Below are 22,689 nucleotides of genomic sequence, written 5' to 3'. Positions count from 1 at the left end.
GATTATTCTTCTTCATAACTCTCAATCCAATTATCAAGGAAAGTTGATGCTCCGCTATATCCTGCTTGCTCCGCAATCCTATCTAGCTTTTCTCGATTTTGGGGCTTCAAGGTGAACTGATAAGGATGTTTGGTCTTCCCTGATGGGCGACCTGCTCTTCGCCCTTGTGATTTTGCCTTAGGGACTGACGGTATTGTCTCGCCTAACGCTTTACTAATTTTGTCCTTTTTGATTTCAAAAGCCATTGCATACCTCTTTTTAAATAGCTATTTATATCATGATTTTAATAGTGATAAAAATATTTATTAAAATCATGGTTTTTATATTGATTGATATTAGGAGTTATCCGACACGGTCTGAATTTGGATCAGTGTTTCTTCCAAAGCTGAAAAGAAAGCCTTGTGTTCGTTTCGTGATGTTTGGTCAGCCATGATGTCAATAACAGTATTGTCTTTTGATGCACGGTTAAACAATTCCTTTTGAGGAATTTGACCAACAACATTGTCATCATTTTCAAGGACAGATAACAACTCTTTCGATTTTGCCGTATTATGCTTTATCATGTTAGGCAAAAAGTAGAGTTTAGCAGTAATTAGAGACTCACGGCTTGGACGGACAATTTCTGTTTTTCTGTACTCGTCAAGACGGACTTCAAGATTTTGTTTCGCTTCAAAAGCAAAATCGCTTGGCGTAATGGGACTGAAAAGAGCATGACTAACAGCGATAGCATTTCTTGTAGCAATCCCGAAGTCAGGTCTGCAATCTAAAATCACATAGTCGTATTGTGCCAGGTTCTTTGCTTCCAGGTTTTCACCTAGCCAGTCATACAGAAACATATTCTGATTAGGATTGGTTTCAAGTCTTCTTTCAGCTTCATCTAGTCTCATAGAACCTGCAATTAAATCAATGTTAGGCGCAACCGATAAAATGGTCACGTCTCCTGAACCAGTAAAGACATTAGCAACTGTTCCTGAATCCTCGTAAACGTCATAAAAGTGTGTTAGGTTGCTTTGATGGTCTAGATCAATAAATAAAACTCTATGACCTTGACTAGCTAAATACTGACCTGTTAGAAGGGCTAAAGTTGTTTTTCCGACTCCACCCTTGATGGCAACAAAGCTGAGTAATTTCATTTATTTCTTTTCTCCTCCCTTTTTCTATACTTCTATTATAATATACATCATGATAAAAATCAATATAAAAATCATGATTTTAATAAATATTTTTATCACTATTAAAATCATGATATAAATCACTATCTTTTTATCTGATATTTTTCACGGTAGCGCCTAAACGTTCGCTCGTTTATGCCTGTTAAGCCTGCCACGTCTTTATCAGACATTCCTGAAAGGTAAAGCTCGAAGGCGTGTTTTAGTCTGCTATCGTCTTCAGTAAAGAGTGACTTTCTGCCCTGGTATTTGCCCTGAGTTTTTGCAATAGCTATCCCTTGGGCTTGACGTTCCTTGATTCGTTCCCTTTCAGCTTGTGCCTGGTACTTGTATAGCTCTAAAATTAAGTTGTTTAGAAGCCGTCTCAAGTTATCATCTTCAATCCCTCGAAGGGTTGGAAGGTTTAACACTTCCAAGGTAGCCCCTTTAGTTTGTATCTGATTCATGACTTCAGTTAGCTCCTGGTTATTTCTTCCAAGTCGTTCTAGCTCTGTCACAACGACTATATCCCCTTCACGGATATAGTCAAGCATGGCTTTCAACTGTGGGCGGTCTTTGCTGACACCGCTGACCGCTTCCTGAAAGAGCCTGTCAACGTGCTTCAGTTGATCCAGTTGCCTATCCAAGTTTTGGTCAGTCGTGCTGACCCTTGCATACCCAATTTTTGTCATATTTCCCCTTTCTATTTTGCCTAACCCTATTGTCCGCCTCCTCATCCCTTTAAAATCAAGAAAACGGCAAGCGGTCAATAGGCTATAGCCTATTGACCGCTTGTAGTAAAGTGGTTTTTATGGAGTGTGAGGGATTCGAACCCTCTAGGCGCTATTTGGTACTTTCTGTAATTAGGATAAACAATTCAATGGTCACTCCAACAGCACCATTAACCACCAAGTTTGAAATAGACAACTTCATAGATATACCTCTTTTCAAGCTAGAAATAGCAATATAGGTTTGAATTAAATCACAAAGAAGCGATATGTCCAAGTTTATCCCTAAAACACTACATACTAATACACACTTTAGCACAAGAGTAATCATCCGCTAAGGTCTATATTAGCAGAATTATTATACTATTTTTAGTTTCAAATTTCAATAAAAATTAGTCTCAAAATTAAATTTCATCCATACTTGTTTCATAATGACTTTTAACATCTTGACGTCTTGCTTCAGCGTTTTGTTCTAGTTTTTGATAATTTGTAAAATCTTTAACGATACTATCAAATTTTTCCTTAAGTGCTTTCCGCTCGATGGAAACCTCGACCACCTGCTTTTCAATTTCTTTAGGATTGACTGAAGGTGAAATGTTCAATTCTTCCAAAATTTGATAAGCTACTTTGGAATCAATCGAATTGTCTGCGTAAATATCTTCAAGCGCTGAAGCAATTTTATTGAGTCGCTCGATCTTCTCATCCAATCTATCAAGTGACTCTTGTGTTTCTTCAATCTGTCCCAGGAAGCGGTCATGTAACTCATGGAATTGATCTGAATTGGATATCCCGTGACTAACCAGGTAATTATATTCTTTGACCAACAAATCCAACTTAGAAATGTTAGGGTTCTTGGTTAAGATATATTCTCCGCTTTCGTAGGCAAGTTGATTGATAAGCGTTGACCCTTTCATGAATTTATTGCTTGCTGAATTGTCAGGATTGATGAAATAGAAAAAATCTGACTTCTTGATAAAAATATCAAAACTGCCGTCCTCTTGTTTATCAACAAGACGACTAGGAATTTTGACCGTACCTTGGTTGGCAATACCGTATTGCATTTGAAGATAGATACCTGTGTCCGTCTCATGCTCGACCTGCCACGGTTCAATCTTGACCCGTATTTCAAAATCTTCTGCCTTTTCAGCTTGTAAGGTGTCATACTCACTCTTGATACTTTCTAACGGATAGACGATTTCATTTTTATCCAGGCGCTCCTTAATTTGCTCTAAGGAATACCTCCCCTTTTTTGATAAAGTGCTGTCACGGGTATTTCTTTTTTGGTCTTTGTCAAGCAATTTATACTTGGCATATTTCCCCGAAAAGTCAACAGCAAGACTTAACGCCTTTGCCTTTTCTTGAAAATCTGAAAGGTTGGTTGAATGCTTCAGGAGAAACTCAAGCCGTGATTTAATTTCTAACTTAAAAACATTTTCTTTTTGGTAAGCTGAATATTCTTTGTGTCCGAATTGATTTTGACGATCAAGAATTTTTGCCCCTGCCAGGTCTGCATACTTGTCAGAAATTTGTTCAAGGGCTTTCTTTGTTCCTTTTTGCCATCTGAATTTATTGAGTGTGACCGAGTTAGTGGAATTGATATAAATGTGATTGTGAAGATGCCCCTTATCCATGTGAGTTGCAATGACAAATTGATAACTGCCACCTGTCAATTCAAGAGCTGTCTTCCGTCCTATCTCATGTACTTGCTCAGGTGTCAAATTGTCTTCAGGGGAAAAAGACTGAATGATATGGTGTGCCAAAACATCATTTTTGACCAACTCTTCATTATTGATTGGTCTTCCTTTTTCCAAATTGGCAAGTTGCTTTAACATCATAAATTCTGAATGAGCAGACTCAACATCAATCACCAAATTTCCCGAAACTAGCTGAGAGACTATCTGACCATCTACAATCTTTACAGGAAAGTTCAAATCAGAATCAATCAATTCTGTTCCAATAGTCTTAGCACCATCTTCAATATACTTGATACCATCAGCTAACTTGTTGACCGATTTTATCTGCTTAACTTTTGTAACAACCAAGTCAATTTACTCCCTTCTATCTCTCATCATTTTTTCAATCATAGCCACTTCTTTATCAAAATTGTCATCCATCAACCGCTTAACTTCTGCAAGTGAATCCTGCAAATTTTGAAAGTTTTCAAGTGTAATTTCTTCATTTGTATTGACGTACTTTGCAAGCTGATTGATATTTGTACCAATACGATTTATCTCCGTTCTTAATTTTATCAGCTCTGAATAATCAACGGTTACGACCTCGCCTGTCAAAAGTATATAACGTGCATAGGTATTGAAATTTTTAAATCCGTGAAGTTCCATCCGTTCTTTAATCAATTCATTTTCTCTTGGCGTAACTCTCATTTTTCGCTGAATTTCACGATACCGTTTTTCTTCTATCATTGATTTTTACCTCATTCTTTTTTCTTGACATCTTTGCCGTATCCCTCTATACTTTTCAAACTGGCAAGCATAGCATTTGGGTACCCAATTGCGAAATTTAAAAGATTTTACCAATCCCCAATACTGGCAATTCTGCCAATTTGGGGTTGGTAAATCTTTCAAAGTTTTGGGGAAAATCCCCAAGCCCCTTAGTCGTCTTTCAGACCTTAGTTGACTTCAAATTGTTGAAGCAACTCCTCTTTTAAGGACTGGTAGTCCTCATCTGAAAGAGAGTCAAGATAGGAAATTGTTTCTTGATATTCTTCAGCTAAGTCAGGGTCAATGCTTTTGAGTTCGTCCGCATCTTCATCTAAAAGGGCGATGGCTTTTCTGCGCTTGGCTTCAATAAAGCTTTCATTTCTTGTGTACGTCCCATTCTCAAAATAGAACAAGTTGAGAAGTAATGTTGTTTCAATAGTGTCATTCATGTTTTAGTCCTCCGTTTGTTTTCTGCGACTCATAAAGCCTGCGGATAATTGAGCGACAAGGTCTTTTACAGGCTCATCTCGTTGTCGCTCTTCTGCTCTTTTTTTGGAGCATCTTTCGCCTGCTCTTTCTCTTTAGGGTCAACCTCTTTTTCTTTAGATTGGTTTTTCAAGCGATCAAGTTTTTCTTGAAAGGCATCCTTGGTCAGTTCTTTAGTTTGATACTTTTCAAGAGTTTTATCAATTCTTGAAATCAAACTATCTGCTTCTTTTTGTACAATTTTAATTTGACCTTCTAGGTCAGATAGTCCGTCAGGGTCATCTGTCCATGTTGCCAAATAGCCAAAACTGTACTCACTTGTATCTAACCCATAATGACTAGCTACCACAAAAGCAACTGACTCAGCTTGTAATTCTGCGGTACTTCTTTTAAGAGGAGTTTCTTGTAATTTCTCCATATTGTGTAGGTCAGAATGTGCCATTTCATGAAAGATTGTTTTTAGTGTTTGTTGCTCAGACATCCCTTGCTTAATTACAATTTCATTGTTAGTTACGGAATAAAAACCGTTAGAGCCTTTGGTGTCTTTGCTAAATGAAAGGGGAACACCATTAGCTTCAGATACCTCTTTAGCTGACTTGTAAAGATTGCCATAATCTTCATAAGTCCCCTCAAGTTCATAGATTGGTTTGGGTAATTCTTTTCCATCTGTCTGTGAGACATCAAAGACTGGGACAAGTTTGAAAGATGTGAATGTTTGTTCATTTCCATTCTCATCTAAGAGTGGTTCATTAGTTTTAGGGTCTCGTCTTTTTAGAGTCATAGGGGCAAAAATCCGCAATGCCTTTTCTCCCTTATTGACACTTCTCTCAAATTCATCCTTCCACTTTTTGAAGGATGCCACGTGAGAAGCTTCAGGGTTTTGCATTAAAATCAACTGAATATTTCTCGGTGAGTAATTGTGAAATTTACTCATTGTGGTCAAGTATTGTTTGTAAGTGTCAGACTGAAAATAGTCTTTAACGCCATCCTTCAAAAGTTGAGAAAGCCCCTTACTGTCTTTTGCCTGAATCAATTCTTCAACGCTTTTTTGTGGTTCAGGTGAAGGTTGAGTTTGATTATTTGGATGATTGCTGTCAATCGGGTTTGACCCATAACTGACCTCTTCCTGGTCTGACTTTCCGTCACCGTCTGTATCAGCATTAAAAGGACTTGTCCCTTGAGCTTTTTCAACTTCATCAGGAATACCATCACCATCTGAATCACGTTCAAGCTCTTCTTTTCGTGCTTCAGCTTGTTTTTTCTCTTCATCTTCTTTACGAATACGTTCTATCTTTTCTAAGAAAGATTCTTGTTTTTCTGACATTAGGTCTCCTCCATTTTGTAAATTTGATCCTTCTTTGACATGTTCTGTTTTTTGAAGTTCTTTCAAAGTTTCTACCATTGCTCTTCCATTGTCAATAACCTTTTCATGATTCAAAGCAATCTTTTCAATCACTCCATCACGTTCACGGTATATCCCAATAATTTCATTCTTAGTTGCTTGTTTAAGCTCTGTATTGAGAATTTTTCTAGCTTTGAACACCGAAACAGGGACTGTTCCATCTTCTGTATTAGATCTAAACAAAAGCATAATATCTTTATCATCAGCTTTAATAAGGCTATCAAAACGTCCTTTATAACGATCTATATTTTGTAAATCATTAAAGTAAAATGAATTCAGCTCCAGGGCTACTTTCAGATCAGGAAGTACCTTGATTTTATTAAGAGTTGAATTATCATTTGACAACAACAGATCATCATAAGTAAGCTCCCCACCAGTTGCAAAATCATACAAAGTCTTTTCAGGTGTCTGTCCTTCTCCAAGTGGTTTAAGACCTGTCAAATGCATGAAATTCTTCTCTTGAAAATTGACTTGAACGACATTTCCATCAGACGTAAAATAGCTGATAGTAGAATTTGCTAGCTCATCCCGATAAAATCGAGCAGCTTCCTGAATATCGTGTCCACGTCTGTTTATTTTAGCTAAATCATGTCTAGTAACCGAATGTTCAAGACGTGTTCTTCTTGACTTTAGGTCATCAGTTATGCTAAAATGTAGATATTGAGAGGATATTGTAGGGCGACTGGTAACAGAGCGTTCAAAGGTACTTGTTTCAAGTACGGGTGCGGTACTACCTTCAGCTTTAGGCTGTAAATAACCCATGTGTAGATACGTCCTCTCCTTTTTTTGTTGCTCTGAAACCTTATCTATGTTAGAATGTAATTGAACATTGGCAGGAAAATCAGGTTGAGTCTTTGACTCTTCAGGCTGTGGTGCTGTCCTTGAAGGTTCGCCTTCTAAATAACCGGAATTGCGATTGATTAGTTCGCCCCCAATGTTATTAAGTGGCTCTTGACTTCGGTCAAGGGCTTTTTCTTTGCTTTCCTTCAGGTAATCATTCCAGTCCATCTTGTCCTGGTCTTGTCTTAACGGTGGGAGGTCTTGAGTCAAGCCTATCCCTTTTCCTTCCAGACGCTCGATGAAGGTTCTTCCTGCATCGTCATTATCAACCGCTAAGGTAATTAAGTCCTGGTGTTTGTTATCGTGAAAGAAAGTCGTGACAACAGCCATATTGGCAAGAAAAGTTGGTAGTTTAGCTTCTTCAACATCTCCATTGATAGCGCCCGTCTCAGATAAAAGCTCTGCCACGTGACGGCTCACCGTTGATTCTTTTAAGCCATCCATCGCAACCAGGCGGACGTCTTCAAGCCTATCCTTGTGAAGCTCATAATAGCTCATCAAATCAATAGGAGCTTCCGCAAAAACTAATCGTTTAGGTGTTCCAATATCAACGTGCATTCCCGTCATACCATCAGAAGCCCTCATAATCTGTTTTAAGCGCCCTCTCTCGTAAAGATCATGATTTTCCTTAATACCTTGAAGAGAAGCGCCTATAACCTCTCCTTGGTTGTCTAAACTCTTGAAAACAATGACAGGTTCATAGTAGTCCCCTGTCTTTTTAGTGGCTTGTGATAAGACGTTTTTTTCTCCAAAAAAATCGATCGTCTCATCAGACAAGCCCCTGACATCCTTCAGATATTCCCTGGCTTCTATGAACTTAGTTTCATAAGGCTCAAGGTAATAGCTGAAGGGTTCTTTTTCAGGAACGTTGGTCACATCGACCACGTCAAAACTACCTTTTTCCAAGAAGTTTTTTGCTTGCTTAAAAGAAAGCTTCTCCCCTGTCAATTCTTCCTGAACGACTTGAACCATTTTAATCACATCACCGCCATTGCTACGGGCAAACCAATTGAAATAGTTTTCCCTAACATTGATAGTGAAAGAGTCATGTTCTTCCCAAGCGTAAGTATAACTTCCTGTACGCTGTAAACTCATGCCCAAGCTTTCTGCCACCTCTAGGATTGACAGGGCTTTGAGTTCTTCAATACTTGCCATCTACCCTACTCCTTTCTCTAATTGTGCCGTAATGGCTTTTTTGGTCTGCTCGATGAACCACTCTTTAGACTTTTGACCTTGACCTATTAACTGAAGGGCTGTCTCCCATTTCCCCGTGGTTTCAGGGTTGGTGTACATCACTTCTAAATTATCTAGAAATAAGACAAGCATCTTTCCCCTATCCGTTGGGAAGAGTTGTCCCGTCTTCTTATCCCTGGTGATATAGTCACGGTCAATAATCGTCTTAATAATACCTGCCCTGGTTGCAGGTGTTCCAAGGTTGTATTTTGGAAGAACCTTATCAAGTAGGCTACTTTCAGTTAGACGGGCAGGGGGCTTGGTCTCATCTTCTTGAATTTGAGACTGTGTGACCAATCTAGCCCCTTCCTGGTAAACAGGTAGGACTGAATCTTTATTTTCTTTGTCCGCTAGGCGTGTCCAACCTTCAGAGGTCATGACGTTACCTTTAGCGCTGAAGGTTTGTCCGTTATTATCAAGAATGACTTCCGTTGCTTGATAGCGATAGTCAGGCGCAAACATCAGGAGTGTTCGCTTAAGAATTTCTAGGTAAAGGGTCTTCTCATCCCCCTCAAGAGAAACCACGTCAGCCGTGTTTTCCGTTGGAATAATAGCATAGTGTTCCATCTGCTTATCTTGCACGTACTTTCTTCTAGGCTGTGTATTGGGAAGGTCTGCACCGTTGCCCAGGACTTGCTTATAATCGTCAAGGTGTTTCACCAAATAATCAAACTCGTTAGGGGTTATTAACTTATGGTCAGTACGGGGATAAGACGTTACCCCCTTTTGATAGAGTTTTTGAGCCACCTCAAGCGTATAAGCTGAATCAAAATGATATTTCTTACTCATTTCTGACTGAAGGCTTGTCAAATGGTATAAATTTGGCGCAGAAACCACCTTATTTTCGCTTTGAATCGTTTGGACGACCGATTGACCCCCAAGAGTATTTAAAGCCTTCTGAGCGTCTTCTAGCGTGTCAAACTTGACCTTGTTTTTGAAGACTGTTCCTGAATCATCTATTAACTCAATTTTCCAAAACGGGACAGGTATAAAAGAGTCAATCGCTAGGTCATTCTCGACTATTAAAGACACAATAGGCGTTTGTACTCTACCAACCGAAAATTTCTTGTCCTTCTCGCCAAGGTAGCCCATTTCCTGAAGTTTCAAGGAAGTCCAGGGGCTAAAGTTAAACCCTACCAACCAATCTGACTTTGCACGTGCTTCTGCTTCTTCCGCATATTGACGGGTTTCCTCCGCAGGTCTTAAGTTTTTAAAGGCTTTAATAATGCCTGCATCCGTCAATGAATTGACCCAAAGACGATACTTCACTTTCTTAAGTGCATTTGGTATCAGCCTCAAAATAAGATAGGCAATTGATTCACCTTCACGGTCAGCATCCGTCCCAATGATGATACAGTCTGCTTGATTGATCTCTCGCTTAATCAAATTAAACTGCTTTTTCTTATCAGCTTTGACTTCATACTCGAAAGCTTCAGGAAAAGCAGGAAGATTGGCTAAGTCCCAATTTTCATAGTTCTGATAAGGATTCTTTATCTCGACCAGGTGACCAATCGCAGAAACGACTGTCACTTGACCATCTAGCAGGTCTGTCTTGACTTTCCAAGCCCCTTTTTCATTCTTTGCTTGACCCAAGGCTTGAGCGTACTTCTTGGCTTGGTCAGGCTTTTCTGCCAATACCAGGTATTTCATGACGGGTTTACCTCTATTTCTTCCTGAAGCAAGCTATCAATACTAGCTTTTAAGTAAATCAGCTTTTCCTTAGAAGGTTCAATCTCCTCAACTTCAAGCACTCCTCTATACCGTTTAGGGTAGCTAAAAAGCTGTGTAGAGACTGCTTGAAAATCTTCAACGTCTAACGTCTTAATCAAAATGCTGACAAAGTCATTTAAGACCTCCCCCTGGTTGCTCTTTTCCGTCACTTGATGATCAAGTGCAAACTGTTTGAGTGCTTCCGCCATCGTTGACATCTCAACGGCTGAAAAGAGGGTATCAAAGTAACCTATCCCCCTCATATTAGTTGTTTGTGTCATGTCTTTCTCCATTTCCTTAAAATACAAAAGAAACCTGGTAGGCAATCCTAACAGGTTTTCTTTTGGTTAAGCCACTTCCTCAAATGGTAATTTTACTTCTAGCACCTTTGCGCTAGTTGTTTCTAGCACCCTATCATGGTTGACGTTGGCATCCCAGTCATCCATATCAGACATGGAACGGATATAACGATACCAGTTCGTATCACTTGGACTATTCGCCAGTTCTTTAGCACGTGGATGCTGAAGAACGTTAGTTTTCTTATCTCTGAAGACATTTTGTTTAGAGATAAAGATTAAGGCTTCATCAACCCCAATACGAGCCACCTCATCAGGTGTGAGAAGGTCACGCTGAATGGTCTGAATAGACTGACTGCTTGACCCTTGCGCTCCTCTTGTTTGCGACTGATTCTTAACATTGATAGTTTGCTTACCACTTCGCATTGAGAAATAGTTCATTGTTTCCTTATCATTCGTCCCCAAGTAAACCAGGGTAGCACAGTTATTGAATATGGTCTCCCATTGGTCTTTATATAGTGCCTTCAATTGACTGATGGCTTGAATGATAATATCAATTGAAATCTCACGGGAGCGAACTGAAGAGAGTGTTTCCGTGAAGTTTGGGAAACGTCCAAAGTTGGCAAACTCATCTAAGATAAGTCTGATATGTAACAAGTCTTCAGGTTTGCACGTTGGATGGTCTCCCTGAAGGATTTCATCTGCTGTCTTTGGTAGTTGCCTAAACATCATGGTAAACATAGTCGTTGCAATAAAGTTGAAAGACTTATCTGTTTCAGGAATAGCGATAAAGACGGCTGTTTTTTCTGTCTGCCATTTTTCCATTTCCATTGAGTCACGGGCGGTCAGGTTTCTAACCGCATCATGATCAAAGACAGCAAAACGTGAAGAAGCCACAGATAAGACTGAGGTCATTGTTTTACCTTCAAAATTGCTATTAAATAGCTCCCATTGTCGGTTAGCGTAGTTCCCAGGCATTTCTTCTTCTAATTCTTCAAACAGTCTTTCAACCACGCTTGGAGTATCTTCATCCTCACGCTTGATATTTCTTAAAAGGTCTGCAACCTGAGCGATATTTGGCTCATACTTCTTCAGGACTTTTCCGTCAAAGTAGAGATACCCAATCAACGCCCTCATCAAAAGCATTTCAGCCTGATTCCAAAAATCCTCACCTGTGTTATCTGACCGTTTTGTCCCTGCGATAATCGCTTCAGCAACTCTATCAATATCTAGCTCATCGTGCATATAGTGAAAGACGTTGAACTGATTAGAGTTGGTCAGATTGACCAAGTCAAAGACTTTGATTTTGTAGCCGTGGTCTTCAAGCATTTTTCCTGTCTCACGGACAAGAAGACCTTTCGGGTCAGTGATAACAAATGAACTATTCATTTGCATCAGGTTAGGTTTCACAAAGGTGAAAGTTTTCCCGTCCCCTGGTAAACCGACTGTCAGCGTGTTTTTGTTTAATTGACGGTTGAAAGGAAGGCGTTTATTGAAAAGCCCCATTCGTCCATTTTGGCTGAAAATCATATCATTTTCAGGCTCTTTATCCCGAAAAGAAGCTATTTCCTTGTTCGTGGCGTACCGTGCCGACCCATATTCCTCCCCGTAGCGGTAGCGCCCTTTGTCGCCAACTCGAAAGTAAAACATCAAGACAACAAAGAGAGCTAAACCGCCACCATATAGACTAGCTTGAGTGAAGTTAAAGTCAATAAAAGACTTACTTGCCCAATTCTCCATCATCCAATCCAAACGGGCATTATCTATAAAGGTAACTCCTTCAGTTGCAGGTGCTATGGCATAAAGCTTGACCAACCAATGCACAGCATAGAAAAGGATAAGACCCACAATCAAATAAGGGAGAAAGCGACGTTTTTTCTGTTCTGTAACCATCTATAACCCCTTTTCATCTTTCGCGATAGCCTTCTTAGGCGTTGGTGTTTTAACCTTATCTTTAGCTTTGATTTCTGCGGTAACCTTTTTCTTGTAGTAAATCAATTTTTCCTTTAAAGTCATGGTCTTTGGTGTTTTGATAAGATTTTTAGTAAGCTTTTCTGCCTTTTCAGGTTCGGTTAAATCATTGATGACCCCTTTGAAACTTGCTTCCAAGGCTTGTACGTTCTTTGCATCGATGGCAACTGTACTTGTACCGTCCTTGTTATCCATAATGGAAAATCCCACATTGTAACCTTTTAAGTATTCTTCCAAACGTTCTGAGTTCAGTTCAGAGTTCAGAAACGTTTCAAAATGTTTTGTATCCTTTGTTGCCATAAACTGATTCCAGTTGGTTTTATCCGTATATGTCTTATTTTCAAGATAATGATTAAGTTTGTGATACGATTCTTCAAGTGCATAATACATTGATTTTAGAAACATTTCGCCTGTTAATTTATATATATCGGCTACTTTCATTCCTATTCTCTCCTGATCCATTTTTATCCTCCTTTCTAAAAAAGCACTCAAAAGAGTGCTTTTATCTTATTCCTTAATTTGAGCGTTTCTTTAAGAAAAAACTCACGACTATAGCCAATAGTCCAAAACCTGCAAATGTTAGTAATATACTTTCTTTAAGACCAGTATTTGGAAGTGTTTTGAGTTTACCATCTTTGTCAGTAACCGAGATAGTCTTATCTTCATTAACTGTTCCCCCAACTGCCTCAGGGGCTACTACAGAACCATCTGAGAGGACAACGTTACCATCTTTGGTGCTAACAATTGAGTCTCCTGTATTTGTTTGAACTGGTGCTTGAGGAGTTACTTCTTCAACGACTTGACCTGTGATTTGTGAAGTTGTCCCAACTTGAGAAGCTCCTGCATCAGCTGCTGTTTGAGCTGATACATTGGGATTATTTGTTGGAACTGTCACGTCAGGAGTAAGAGAAGTTGTTCCTCCATCAATAGTTGGAACCACTACCTTCTTGTCCTTATCAGTATCTTCTTTCTTGTCCTTATCAGTATCTTCTTTTTTTTCAGGTGTAGTTGTTTGTGTACCCACTTTATCCTTGTCTGATGAATTTGTGGTTGCATTAGTTAATGGATTTGTTGTTGCACCGTTCTCTAAAGATGGTTTAACCTCATTTGAGTCTGACGAAGTAGAGGGAACATTTGAACTAGGATCAGATGGTGTAATTGGAGATGGAGTTTCTTGTTCTGAGGTAGTTTCTGAAGGTGTCGTTGATACAGCAGGTACATCAGTATCACTTGATGGAACTGTTGTAGATTCCGAATTTGGGGCTACTACAGCAGGAACTTCAGTATCACTTGATGGAACTGTTGAAGGTTCTGAATTTGGAGCTACTACAGCAGGTACGTCTGTTGATGCAGGAGATGTAGTATCTGCAAATGTTAATTGAGGACTTACTGATGCAAGTAGTACTACTGATGATGAAAGAGTGATTAGTTTATTAAATTTAGTCATTTTATTTCTCCTTTTAATGTTGACTTTTATATTTATATTTATATTGATTATAATGTGTATTATTCGGTGAAATTAGATATTTTTGGTTGATCCACTAGAACATAACCATAGGTAGAACCATCTGCGACCTGAAAAGGAAGCGTTAGGCGAACTGTTTTAATCTTTGAATTTTCTTCTTTTGTTGTCACTACAAATGTAACATAAATTGTGTTATCAACTTCAGATAAAGATTCATAAATGGTTGATTGCACCTGGGATCCTTTTGGGGTCTCAAGTCCTTTTAATTTTGAATCCTTATTTAGAAAATTAACCAGGTTATCTGATTTTCCTGAATAATAGTTTGCAATAAAAAACCTTCCAACTACTTCAATTTTCCCTTGTTTCTCTTCAAGACTGATTCGGTTTTCAAGTTCCACAATTTTCCTGTTTTGCTTTTGTAACAACATAAAAGTTGTTATAGAAAAGGCTATTGTACATATAACTAAGAACAAGGAAATAAGCGAGACTAGAGATAGTTTTTTATTTTTAACTTGCTTCTCTACTTTTTTTTGAGAAACCTTCTTAGTTTTTTGAATCTTGTTTGTTTTCTGGGAAACTTGAAATTCTTCTGACGAAGTAGAGGGAACATTTGAACTAGGATCAGATGGTGCAATTGGAGATGGAGTTTCTTGTTCTGAGGTGGGTTCTGTAGTTTGCTGATCTGTCAAGACTTTCTCTTTTGATTTTTTCCCTTTACCACGATTCAGAAAACTAAAAGACTTTTTCTCTTTTTTAAAACCAAATCCTGAAAAAGCTTCCTCAACAATTGACTCGAGAGGGAGTGTCAAATTTATACTATCCAAAATTTTAGATTCTTCACCTAAGTGTTCAACCTGTAATTTCAGAAACTCTCCTCTGTCTTCAGCCCAAACTGATTTTTCATTAATTAAAGAGAGAAGTTCATCCCTATTTTGACACAATTCTTGTTGCTGAGTTTGTGTGTTAGTAATTTTGAACATTGCTATCACCACCAGTCTTAGAAACTATATTTGTTTCTTTTGCAAATCTTTCTAATTCTTCTATTGATTTGCCTGATTCATTCATTAAAGCAACAATATAATCAGCCTGAGCGGTGTTTAAATTTTGGGTAAGTTTTCTCTCTTTTCCTAAAAGTTTAGTTTTCTGATCCTGAATTTTTTCAAGTTCTAGTTGGTATTTTTCAATTTTACCCTTTAATATTTCACTTTGAGATTTTCTAGTAACCATTCTTTTTTTACTCCTTTTCGGTATCTAGTTAGATTCTTTTTTCTGTTCACTTGTTTCTTTAGATTGTTCTTCAGATGACTTAGAACTATCTAAGATTCCATAATCGCCTGTTTGGTCAGTTAAAATGATTGACTCAATCTTATTAACTTTTAATGTACCTTTATCATTAATATAACTCAAGCGTAATGTCTTTTTGTTTAAAATATCTCGTTGTGCAGTCTCTAGGTTTTTTTTATCATCAAGTAAAGTATTTACATAATTAACTTGAGTGATAACTTGTAATTTTTCCTGATTAATAAAAATTTCTGCACTCTTAAATTTAAAGTCAATAACAAAACCTTTGTAAGTTTGATTAACAGGCTCTTCTTCTTTAGCAATCTGTTGTTTATAGAGACCATCTGTCATGAAGTCTTTATAACGATTTCTATTTTCGCCAAGATCCTTTTTAGTATAGTAGTTTAACAAAAACTCCTTAACCTGTTCCTGTGTAAGAACTTGCTCGGATTTTTCTTCTTGGTTTTTTGCATTTTCCTTTTTCTGTTCACTTGTTGTCATTGATTGTCCAACTCCTACTCCAATCACTACTGCAACAATCAGAAGTAGAATGTAACCAATAATTTTTAGTGCTTTAATTTTTGCTAAATCTAACATAATTCTCCAATCTTATTTTATTTTGGTGGTATTGCAAATGTTAAATAACTTTGGTTAGTCCAAACTGTCCAATGAATTTGATCTTGAACCCCTCTAATATTACACTCTGATACTAGAAAAGTACCATCATCATTTACATGTTCAACATATGCTACATGGCCATGTTCTTCAGGTGTATTCCAAAATCCACCTTGAATTGACATAACTGCTCCTGCAACTGGTGTTGAACTGTATGTCCAACCTCTCGCAGTCAATCCTCTAACCCAATTTTGCCCATCCCCTAACCAGTTATAGTGGGGAGCTCCCGCTTCTACTAAACGATTATATACATACCAAGTACATTGTCCTGGAGGATAGGTATTGCCATTTAAATTAGAGGAAACTGTCGCTCCTGACGGATAACTTTTAATTTTAGATGAATATTCAGGAGGAAATCCCCAGGAACTTTCAAGAACTGAGCTTCCCCCTCTAGTGTGACCTCTAGGATTTTTGAGATACGATAAAACTTGTTGAGCATTATGTTGCCGTTCTTTTACTTTGTCTCCTTCGTTCCCTTCCCAATTAACCAGGAATTTATTAGTTAAATAATCTACATCATCGTTTGAATGAAGGATATTCTTTAAATGTTCAATATAGTAAGGAGAATCACCATTTAGCATGAAGTCAAGTTGAAGTTCAAGATCATACCATTTTTTTCCTTTTTCCTTTGCATAGTTCAATAACATTGTATGTCTAATCGAACCATCACGGGTATCAGTCCATTGTCCAAGTCCAATTCCTCTATGAACAATATTTGGATATTTTCCTCCATAGATTTCAATATTCCCCATATTCAACCAGTTAGGATCATCCCAAGAGCTAGCTGAAGCTCCCACGGGAGGATTCAGATAATCTCCTTCAGCCCGTTTTGCTGTTATTGAAGATTCTGTCCAAAAGTTTCCTAAAATTGCTGAAATACCATTTAAAGTTACGCTACTATCTTGTTTTTTGAAGAAGTTGTATATATCATTTATTTTTTTACCAATATCACCGTCTAGGTTCATATCTGAAATTACTGAAGTAGTCTGATTGTATTCAACTTTTGGAAGATAGAAACCAACATTTACCCAAACCCATTCTTTCTTTTTCTTGTTTTTGAGTTTTCTATAGTAAACTTCTTGCCCTCCTACATCACTTACCTCACCAATTTCACTCCCGACTTTAATCTTATCACCATCATTAACACGAACACGAGTCACATTCTTATAAGTAAACTCTGCCGTTTCTGATGATATAATCACATCTTGCTCTTTTATAGAAATTGTACCATCCATTACAGCATAAAGTTTTGACCCTTGATTCGCTTGCAAAACAGAACCATTATATATCTCTGTTTTTGAAACATAGCCAAACCGTTTATCAATCCGTATTGGATCTAATTTTTCATCATTTGCTTCAGCATTAAAGGGATTCGATAAATCGTTGTAGGTTACATAATAACCAACTTGTTTAGCTTGCTCTAAAACTTCATTATACTCTTTCAACTCAGATTCGCTTAATTTAAGATATTTATTATCTGAAGAAGTATAAATATCAGCCATTGTTTTAAGGTTGTCTTTATCCTTGTTTAAATCATCCCAAATTGTTGATAAAAGATCTTTATAAGGTTTATTTAATTCCCACCACTTCTTATCAGTATTATAGGGTGAATCTAGCTTGTAATCTTCATATTTGTAACCCATGAACATCATTATTTCATCAATATTTGTCCAATAATCAACCTTATCTGTTGATTTTTCTCTATCAATTTTTGAAATATGAGTCCAAGCTTCTGTAAGATCAAACTCGTTTTGTGCTACAGTTGAAGTTCCTCCACCTGTCACGACTCCTAACAAGGCAATAATCAGAACTCCTAAAAACATAATCAAGTAGGCTTTAGCTGATAAGGGATTTTTAAGAACTGCCAAGATAGGCTTCCCAACTTTTACGGCTACTTTTTTAGTAGCACTAGCGGTCTTACCTGCCTTTGAAGTTCTTAATCTCGCCCGTAAACGTTCGTATTTATTAGTAACTTTCGTTTCCCATCGATTGGCAACAGGAGTCCTGGTAAAACTACGACCACGGACAAGGTTATAGGTGCGATTTCCTGCACCATATACGACCCTAGTTGCCCCTTTACCAATCTTGACGGTATAATTGCCTAGCTTCTTAGCTTGTCTTACTTCAGCGTGTGTTCTACGGATAGTCTGACGTGCTGAAGCAATATCTTCAAGCACATCATTATCCTGAAAAGCCGAATCCACAAAATGAGAAGCCTGGTGATGAGTAACTCGCCCCAGCTTTTGAGCCTTTGTTCCACCGTTACGCTGAATGGCTTGGCGTTTCTTTGCTTTAGCGGTCTTCTTACGCTCTTTGAGCGTTTCAATCTCTTTACTAGCGACCGTCCGTCTTGCCTTTTGTTTCTGCCCCAGGTAACGCTTTTCGGCATCTGTCTTGGGGTTTAAGAGCCGAGCTTCTCTCTTTTCAGCTTGTTTATAGCTGTTTTTCGTTGTCTTGAGGTCAGACTTGGCTTCCTTGTACTCACGTTTGGCATCACGGAGATCACGTCTTGTTTTTCTCGACAACGTAACACCTCCTAAGCATCTGTAGTGACAAGCTCATAGAGTCTTGTGTGTCTTGGGATAGGATTTTCAAAAGGTACAACCACTTGCCCTGCGACAATCAAGCCCGTTCCTTTTGCTTTTGGCTTTTCAATATACCTGATAAGGGTTGGAGTAAGTGTAATAGCTTTAGAAAGAGCCAATAAGTCTGATTTCTTGTGTTTCAAGAGAATCATGAACTCACTATTAGATACCAACTTGCGCCCTTCTTCTTTGTTCATCAGGGTTTCAATATTTTGTGTGATGGCTGTGGCAATCGCCCCATATTTACGAACCCGTGAGTACAACTCTGTAAAGAAGATAGCCTGGGCTTCTTCTTTGAAGAAGAGCTGTACCTCGTCAAAATAAATGCGAGTAGTGAGTTTCCCTTGGGAAGCGACAACTTGATTCCAAATATAGTCCTGAATAACCATCATCGCAAAAGGCTTGAGTTTTCCTGACAAGCGTTTCAAGTTGAAGACCACAAAGCGGTTTGTAATATCAACGTTGGTCTCGTGTGCAAAGATACTTTGTGACCCTTTGGCATAGATTTCAGACTTGAGCGCCAATTCCTGGGCTTCAGGTTCTTCTTGTTCAAGCAAAACATCGTGCCAATCTGCAAGCGTTGGCGTTCTATCTTCATCCGCAAACCGTTTATAAGTTTCACGGGTGACACGGTCAATAATGGTATATTGCACGTCACCGACTTCATCAAGAATAGACTCAAAGAGCCCCATGAGAAGGTTTGACTTATCCCCGATAGGGTCATCATCTTCATCCTTCAGTTGACTCGAATCAGGCAAGTCCATCAAGTTTAGGTGTGACTTAGAACCGATATAAATATCAACCAACTGCGCCCCGAACTCACGTCCAATATCGGAATATTCATCTTCAGGATCAACAATGATGATACGGTCTTCAGGGTTCTTCAGATAAGTTGGTATGATTTCCATGGTTTTTACAGTAACAGACTTTCCTGAACCTGAAGAGCCAAGAACTACGCCCGAACCAGTGTTCAGGTCTGCTTTACGGTCAACCGTAATCACATTGTTAGATAGTTGATTTTGACCGTAATAGAGCGCCCTCTCACTATCTGACTTCAGGTCAACGTTCATAAAAGGAACTTGTGTAGCCAAGTTAGCTGTGGTCATATCACGGATAAAGCGACGTTTCACATTTAAGAAGGTGTGACCAATAGGAAGGATGGTATTAAGTCCTTCTTCCTGGTAATAGTAACACTCTTGAAAATCAACGCCAACCTTACGTGAAGCGGTCAAGACTTTATCTGTGATACTTGCCAGCTCCTCCTCATCCTCAGCCTTGAAGTAAAGAGCGATCAAACCTGAAAAGGCTTTTTGGTCATTGTCGTCAATCTCTTCTTTCCATCGTCTCGTTGACTCAGAAATTTCACGTGCTCGACCTGAGACAGCCAGATCCTGGTCAACCCCTTCTTGAGCACCTGACCGTTGAGCCTTGACCATTTCAGCTTTGATAGTTGTATCCGCATTGTTAATCTTACGCATAAAGCTAGATGGCTCATAAGGCTCAGCATGAACCGTGATAGCCAGCTCAACGCCTATATCCGTTAAACTCTTAATCAGTCGATCTGTTAAAAAAGTTGGGAAGTTTCTAGCATACATGACCTTTACGACCCCTTCATTGATACGGAAACGATTTTCCAAGAAATGAAGCCTGTTAGGGGCGATGAAATCTTTTGTATGTAATTCTGAAAGGGCAATATCCCTGAAGTTATAAGGGAGTTTGTGTTTGCCCAGGAGCAACTCCGCAAACACGTCAAGACGTTCTTTCCCATCCATTTCTTCAAAGGTAATATCCATTTGAGAGTATTGATTTTCAAGTGAGTTGCCTAGCTCGCTTAAGTTGGCATCCGCTTGCCCTCGATTATAGGCTTCTGTCTTCAAGGTCACATATTTTTCAACCTTGAAATTCTTTGAGTCACTTGAGAAACTACTTTCAATCATTTCATTGTATTCCCTACGGAAATTATCAAAGCCGTCACCAACTTCATCATACTTAATTTGGTCAACAACGTTGTCTTCGATTTTCCGATTGATAACCAGGAGCTGATAAGTAGAGCCTGCATCAAGCGAATTGAGCGCTTCAGCGTGTGTATCAATCACGTCAATCTTTTCTTCCTGATTAGCGGATAGATAGGCGACATCACCCAAGCGATAGGTTCTTGACCATTCGTTTTTGGCAATGTGCATCAGCCCATTTTCAAATAGGTTATTGTATTTAATGGTATTTTGTGTTGAAGCCTTCAAGGAGCGTTTTAGGCGTGCCTTACGTTCCTTTTCAGCCTTCGTCAACTTCTTTGACTTTCTTCCAAGATTTAAAATCATCTTTTGTGAACTCCTCTCCTTCCTCAAATTCTGTAATAAAAGCTCGCTTCTGAACTTTTAGATTAAACATGACCTTGTCTTTGACTGTTTCATCAAAGCCTAGCCCGTAAATGATAAAGGGAGGGGCAATGAGGATTGCCACAAGGTACATAAAAATATCTGATAGTCCCATTAAGGAAATGGTGATAGTGAGTGACACCACTATCCCAATCCCAAGCAACATGACTAAAAGACGTTTGGTCATCCCAAAGGCGACGGGTCTTTCGTAGTTGTCAAACTGCTTGAGGAACTCACTTCCTAATTTGTTCATACAACCTCTTTCTAGCTACAATAAAAACACCTTGCTCTGGCAAAGTGTTTGTTCAACAGTTTCAATTTTGTTAGTCTCTCATGCGTCCAATCGTTGACATGACAGCACCAATTAAAGCCACAATCAAAAGAATTGGTATCGAAGTATTATTAAATATAAGGTTGGTATTAACTTCGTAATCTAAAATCGTCCCATAGTAAATAACTCCTGCAATACTCCAAAAAATAGATAGACCAATAAACATGATTATCCAATTCCAAAGGACACTTAAAAGGAAAAATGGAGTTGCAATCAGAAATCCAATAATCATAATCAGACCTGATAAAATCAGACTAAAGAAGTTGCCAATCATTGACCAAATGGAGCGTTTCACTCGTTTAGGGGCGTTTGATTGAACTGGTGTAGGGGTTTCTAATGGTTCCTCTTGCGATTGAGGAGACAATTTGAAATGGTTTCCTTCTCGCTTGATATAGTATCGTTTTTCTGACATGAACTCACCTCCTTATAGAACTATTTTATCAAATTTATTGCTTTTTTACATGGCATTTAAAAGTGTTTTTGCCAAGCGCTGACTACCGAACAAGGCGACAATATAGACAATACTTTTTGCGATAGATGCAAAAGCAGTCGCCCAATCTCCTGATGATGCTTTAAATAAGTCATCCGTTACCAAAGCAGGGTAAAGTCTGACAATAATGACAAGCAATAACCCTTGTAAGGCGTAAGCTGAAAAGTGTTTTAAGAAGTTGATGGCTACTGGCTTTGTCTGTTCAGACATGAAGAAAGCCACAATTAGCGGAGCGACTGCCTTCAAGAGATACATTTGGAAAAATCTCATAAAGACAAGTAATTTCGCACATACATCAGCTATTAGCTCAGTAAAGTTACCTACGATATTTACAATCTGTTTGGCTATCCATCCACTTACACCTGAAGTATCCATATCAGACTTAAATGTTTTATTCGGTAACACGCCATCGACAAGAGCAATTCCCCTGTTAAAGACAAATACGATAAAATCAAAGATTTCTGAAATGTTATAAACCAATAGAAATGCAATAGCATATCCAAGAGCTACTTCCATCCAAAGCTGAACCGTTAAGCCACCGCCCTCTTGTCCTAACCGTCTATTCCATGAAAAAATATCAAAGAGAAAGAAGGTGAGAATCAATATTGAAGCGACTGGCAATAAAGCCCCGTTAATCTTATCAGCGTAATGATTGACTGTTGAACTATACTCAGCTAGAGAATTTGTGATATTATCCATTCACTCTAGCTCCTTTCAGGTTTAGCTGATGGCGTGAAGCGCTGCAATAATTGCTTGGCAGACCGCCACCCCGATAACACCGATAGCGCCACCGTTAATCATGCCATTTGCCCCTTTTTCCTGGCGCATAGAGTCATTGTTGTTACGACCACCAAAGAAGTCAATAACTCCTGTAAGAACCCATACAAGTCCTGTAATACCAACGACTGCTTGAACAATTTGAAAAACTTTAACTGCTGTATCCATAAGATTTAATCCTCTTTCTTTTTTGTAATTTGTAAATGTTTAATTGCATCTGCAAGGACGACCATTTCGTCCTCAAAAAGTGTGACACCCTTGCCAACTCGTGAATGGTCATCTTTCCATGACCGTATATCATATTTTGGCTCGGCATCATTCCATGAAATAATGTTTAGTTCCTTTTGCCACCCTCTGTCATTCTTTGATAGGACGGCAATCGTCTCAATGATTTTAAAGCGTATAGGCTCATTATTATCTTTTGTTGGTTGACGGTTGGACTGGATTTTCTTTTGTTG

Annotated in this window: 22 protein-coding genes; all 22 read right to left on the bottom strand. The window is 38.6% G+C overall.

Going from position 1 to position 22,689, the window contains the following annotated elements:
• Nucleotides 1-2 precede the first annotated feature (2 nt).
• A complete protein-coding gene (locus ACVAMZ_RS04525; RefSeq protein WP_000863487.1) occupies nt 3-245 on the bottom strand; it encodes a hypothetical protein in 243 nt (80 codons plus the stop codon).
• A 90-nt stretch (nt 246-335) separates the two neighbouring features.
• Nucleotides 336-1,133 (bottom strand): ParA family protein, encoded by a 798-nt coding sequence (locus tag ACVAMZ_RS04520; protein ID WP_000771877.1) that lies wholly within the window; start codon nt 1,131-1,133, stop codon nt 336-338.
• Between the two features lie 122 nt (nt 1,134-1,255).
• Nucleotides 1,256-1,840, bottom strand: a complete 585-nt coding sequence (locus tag ACVAMZ_RS04515) for a recombinase family protein (RefSeq protein ID WP_084937317.1) — start codon at nt 1,838-1,840, stop codon at nt 1,256-1,258.
• Between the two features lie 440 nt (nt 1,841-2,280).
• A complete protein-coding gene (locus ACVAMZ_RS04510) occupies nt 2,281-3,918 on the bottom strand; it encodes a helical hairpin domain-containing protein (protein ID WP_461685161.1) in 1,638 nt (545 codons plus the stop codon).
• 6 nt (nt 3,919-3,924) lie between these two features.
• Nucleotides 3,925-4,296: a plasmid mobilization protein gene (locus tag ACVAMZ_RS04505; RefSeq protein ID WP_461685160.1), complete on the bottom strand. Its 372-nt coding sequence runs from the start codon at nt 4,294-4,296 to the stop codon at nt 3,925-3,927.
• Between the two features lie 206 nt (nt 4,297-4,502).
• Entirely contained in the window at nt 4,503-4,763 is a 261-nt protein-coding gene (locus ACVAMZ_RS04500) for a transcriptional regulator (RefSeq protein ID WP_461685159.1), read from the bottom strand.
• 65 nt (nt 4,764-4,828) lie between these two features.
• Nucleotides 4,829-8,197 carry a PBECR4 domain-containing protein gene (locus tag ACVAMZ_RS04495; RefSeq protein ID WP_461685158.1) on the bottom strand — a complete coding sequence of 1,123 codons (3,369 nt, stop codon included), beginning with the start codon at nt 8,195-8,197 and terminating at the stop codon, nt 4,829-4,831.
• Nucleotides 8,198-9,925: a DNA topoisomerase gene (locus ACVAMZ_RS04490; RefSeq protein WP_461685157.1), complete on the bottom strand. Its 1,728-nt coding sequence runs from the start codon at nt 9,923-9,925 to the stop codon at nt 8,198-8,200. It lies immediately after the preceding gene.
• Nucleotides 9,922-10,266 (bottom strand): hypothetical protein, encoded by a 345-nt coding sequence (locus ACVAMZ_RS04485; RefSeq protein ID WP_461685156.1) that lies wholly within the window; start codon nt 10,264-10,266, stop codon nt 9,922-9,924. The genes ACVAMZ_RS04490 and ACVAMZ_RS04485 overlap by 4 nt, the downstream gene beginning before the upstream one ends.
• Nucleotides 10,267-10,332: 66 nt before the next feature.
• Complete coding sequence (locus ACVAMZ_RS04480) at nt 10,333-12,174, bottom strand: VirD4-like conjugal transfer protein, CD1115 family (protein WP_461685155.1); 1,842 nt, start codon at nt 12,172-12,174, stop codon at nt 10,333-10,335.
• Nucleotides 12,175-12,714: a hypothetical protein gene (locus tag ACVAMZ_RS04475; RefSeq protein ID WP_461685154.1), complete on the bottom strand. Its 540-nt coding sequence runs from the start codon at nt 12,712-12,714 to the stop codon at nt 12,175-12,177. It lies immediately after the preceding gene.
• Nucleotides 12,715-12,766: 52 nt separating this feature from the next.
• Entirely contained in the window at nt 12,767-13,699 is a 933-nt protein-coding gene (locus ACVAMZ_RS04470) for an LPXTG cell wall anchor domain-containing protein (protein WP_461685153.1), read from the bottom strand.
• 59 nt (nt 13,700-13,758) lie between these two features.
• The gene (locus tag ACVAMZ_RS04465; RefSeq protein ID WP_461685152.1) at nt 13,759-14,697 is read right to left on the bottom strand and encodes a hypothetical protein; all 939 of its coding nucleotides are present in this window, start codon (nt 14,695-14,697) and stop codon (nt 13,759-13,761) included.
• The gene (locus tag ACVAMZ_RS04460) at nt 14,681-14,944 is read right to left on the bottom strand and encodes a hypothetical protein (RefSeq protein WP_049550426.1); all 264 of its coding nucleotides are present in this window, start codon (nt 14,942-14,944) and stop codon (nt 14,681-14,683) included. Before ACVAMZ_RS04460 ends, ACVAMZ_RS04465 begins: the two co-directional genes overlap by 17 nt.
• Nucleotides 14,945-14,968: 24 nt before the next feature.
• Nucleotides 14,969-15,595 (bottom strand): hypothetical protein, encoded by a 627-nt coding sequence (locus ACVAMZ_RS04455; RefSeq protein ID WP_049550425.1) that lies wholly within the window; start codon nt 15,593-15,595, stop codon nt 14,969-14,971.
• 17 nt (nt 15,596-15,612) lie between these two features.
• Entirely contained in the window at nt 15,613-18,198 is a 2,586-nt protein-coding gene (locus ACVAMZ_RS04450; RefSeq protein ID WP_461685151.1) for a phage tail tip lysozyme, read from the bottom strand.
• An 11-nt stretch (nt 18,199-18,209) separates the two neighbouring features.
• Nucleotides 18,210-20,576: a VirB4-like conjugal transfer ATPase, CD1110 family gene (locus ACVAMZ_RS04445; RefSeq protein ID WP_461685150.1), complete on the bottom strand. Its 2,367-nt coding sequence runs from the start codon at nt 20,574-20,576 to the stop codon at nt 18,210-18,212.
• Nucleotides 20,530-20,886, bottom strand: coding sequence for a PrgI family protein (locus ACVAMZ_RS04440; protein WP_193431237.1), 357 nt, complete (start codon nt 20,884-20,886; stop codon nt 20,530-20,532). The genes ACVAMZ_RS04445 and ACVAMZ_RS04440 overlap by 47 nt, the downstream gene beginning before the upstream one ends.
• Nucleotides 20,887-20,956: 70 nt before the next feature.
• On the bottom strand, nt 20,957-21,376 hold the full coding sequence (locus tag ACVAMZ_RS04435; RefSeq protein WP_206284534.1) for a lactose transporter: 420 nt from the start codon (nt 21,374-21,376) through the stop codon (nt 20,957-20,959).
• Between the two features lie 45 nt (nt 21,377-21,421).
• Entirely contained in the window at nt 21,422-22,153 is a 732-nt protein-coding gene (locus ACVAMZ_RS04430) for a type IV secretion system protein (RefSeq protein WP_206284535.1), read from the bottom strand.
• Nucleotides 22,154-22,174: 21 nt separating this feature from the next.
• On the bottom strand, nt 22,175-22,399 hold the full coding sequence (locus tag ACVAMZ_RS04425) for a hypothetical protein (protein ID WP_084937294.1): 225 nt from the start codon (nt 22,397-22,399) through the stop codon (nt 22,175-22,177).
• Nucleotides 22,400-22,404: 5 nt separating this feature from the next.
• On the bottom strand, nt 22,405-22,635 hold the full coding sequence (locus ACVAMZ_RS04420) for a YdbC family protein (RefSeq protein WP_324031325.1): 231 nt from the start codon (nt 22,633-22,635) through the stop codon (nt 22,405-22,407).
• Nucleotides 22,636-22,689: the final 54 nt, after the last annotated feature.

The sequence above is a fragment of the Streptococcus sp. KHUD_017 genome (genome assembly GCF_054861245.1).
The sequence above is the reverse complement of the archived record's forward strand: the minus strand, read 5'-3'. Positions and strand labels throughout refer to the sequence as shown.

Excerpts from the sequence above, each read along its gene's own strand:
- ACVAMZ_RS04525 (WP_000863487.1), bottom strand. The coding sequence starts at position 245 with ATGGCTTTTGAAATCAAAAAGGACAAAATTAGTAAAGCGTTAGGCGAG.
- ACVAMZ_RS04520 (WP_000771877.1), bottom strand. The coding sequence starts at position 1,133 with ATGAAATTACTCAGCTTTGTTGCCATCAAGGGTGGAGTCGGAAAAACA.
- ACVAMZ_RS04515 (WP_084937317.1), bottom strand. The coding sequence starts at position 1,840 with ATGACAAAAATTGGGTATGCAAGGGTCAGCACGACTGACCAAAACTTG.
- ACVAMZ_RS04505 (WP_461685160.1), bottom strand. The coding sequence starts at position 4,296 with ATGATAGAAGAAAAACGGTATCGTGAAATTCAGCGAAAAATGAGAGTT.
- ACVAMZ_RS04500 (WP_461685159.1), bottom strand. The coding sequence starts at position 4,763 with ATGAATGACACTATTGAAACAACATTACTTCTCAACTTGTTCTATTTT.
- ACVAMZ_RS04495 (WP_461685158.1), bottom strand. The coding sequence starts at position 8,197 with ATGGCAAGTATTGAAGAACTCAAAGCCCTGTCAATCCTAGAGGTGGCA.
- ACVAMZ_RS04490 (WP_461685157.1), bottom strand. The coding sequence starts at position 9,925 with ATGAAATACCTGGTATTGGCAGAAAAGCCTGACCAAGCCAAGAAGTAC.
- ACVAMZ_RS04485 (WP_461685156.1), bottom strand. The coding sequence starts at position 10,266 with ATGACACAAACAACTAATATGAGGGGGATAGGTTACTTTGATACCCTC.
- ACVAMZ_RS04480 (WP_461685155.1), bottom strand. The coding sequence starts at position 12,174 with ATGGTTACAGAACAGAAAAAACGTCGCTTTCTCCCTTATTTGATTGTG.
- ACVAMZ_RS04475 (WP_461685154.1), bottom strand. The coding sequence starts at position 12,714 with ATGGATCAGGAGAGAATAGGAATGAAAGTAGCCGATATATATAAATTA.
- ACVAMZ_RS04470 (WP_461685153.1), bottom strand. The coding sequence starts at position 13,699 with ATGACTAAATTTAATAAACTAATCACTCTTTCATCATCAGTAGTACTA.
- ACVAMZ_RS04465 (WP_461685152.1), bottom strand. The coding sequence starts at position 14,697 with ATGTTCAAAATTACTAACACACAAACTCAGCAACAAGAATTGTGTCAA.
- ACVAMZ_RS04460 (WP_049550426.1), bottom strand. The coding sequence starts at position 14,944 with ATGGTTACTAGAAAATCTCAAAGTGAAATATTAAAGGGTAAAATTGAA.
- ACVAMZ_RS04455 (WP_049550425.1), bottom strand. The coding sequence starts at position 15,595 with ATGTTAGATTTAGCAAAAATTAAAGCACTAAAAATTATTGGTTACATT.
- ACVAMZ_RS04445 (WP_461685150.1), bottom strand. The coding sequence starts at position 20,576 with ATGATTTTAAATCTTGGAAGAAAGTCAAAGAAGTTGACGAAGGCTGAA.
- ACVAMZ_RS04440 (WP_193431237.1), bottom strand. The coding sequence starts at position 20,886 with ATGAACAAATTAGGAAGTGAGTTCCTCAAGCAGTTTGACAACTACGAA.
- ACVAMZ_RS04435 (WP_206284534.1), bottom strand. The coding sequence starts at position 21,376 with ATGTCAGAAAAACGATACTATATCAAGCGAGAAGGAAACCATTTCAAA.
- ACVAMZ_RS04430 (WP_206284535.1), bottom strand. The coding sequence starts at position 22,153 with ATGGATAATATCACAAATTCTCTAGCTGAGTATAGTTCAACAGTCAAT.
- ACVAMZ_RS04425 (WP_084937294.1), bottom strand. The coding sequence starts at position 22,399 with ATGGATACAGCAGTTAAAGTTTTTCAAATTGTTCAAGCAGTCGTTGGT.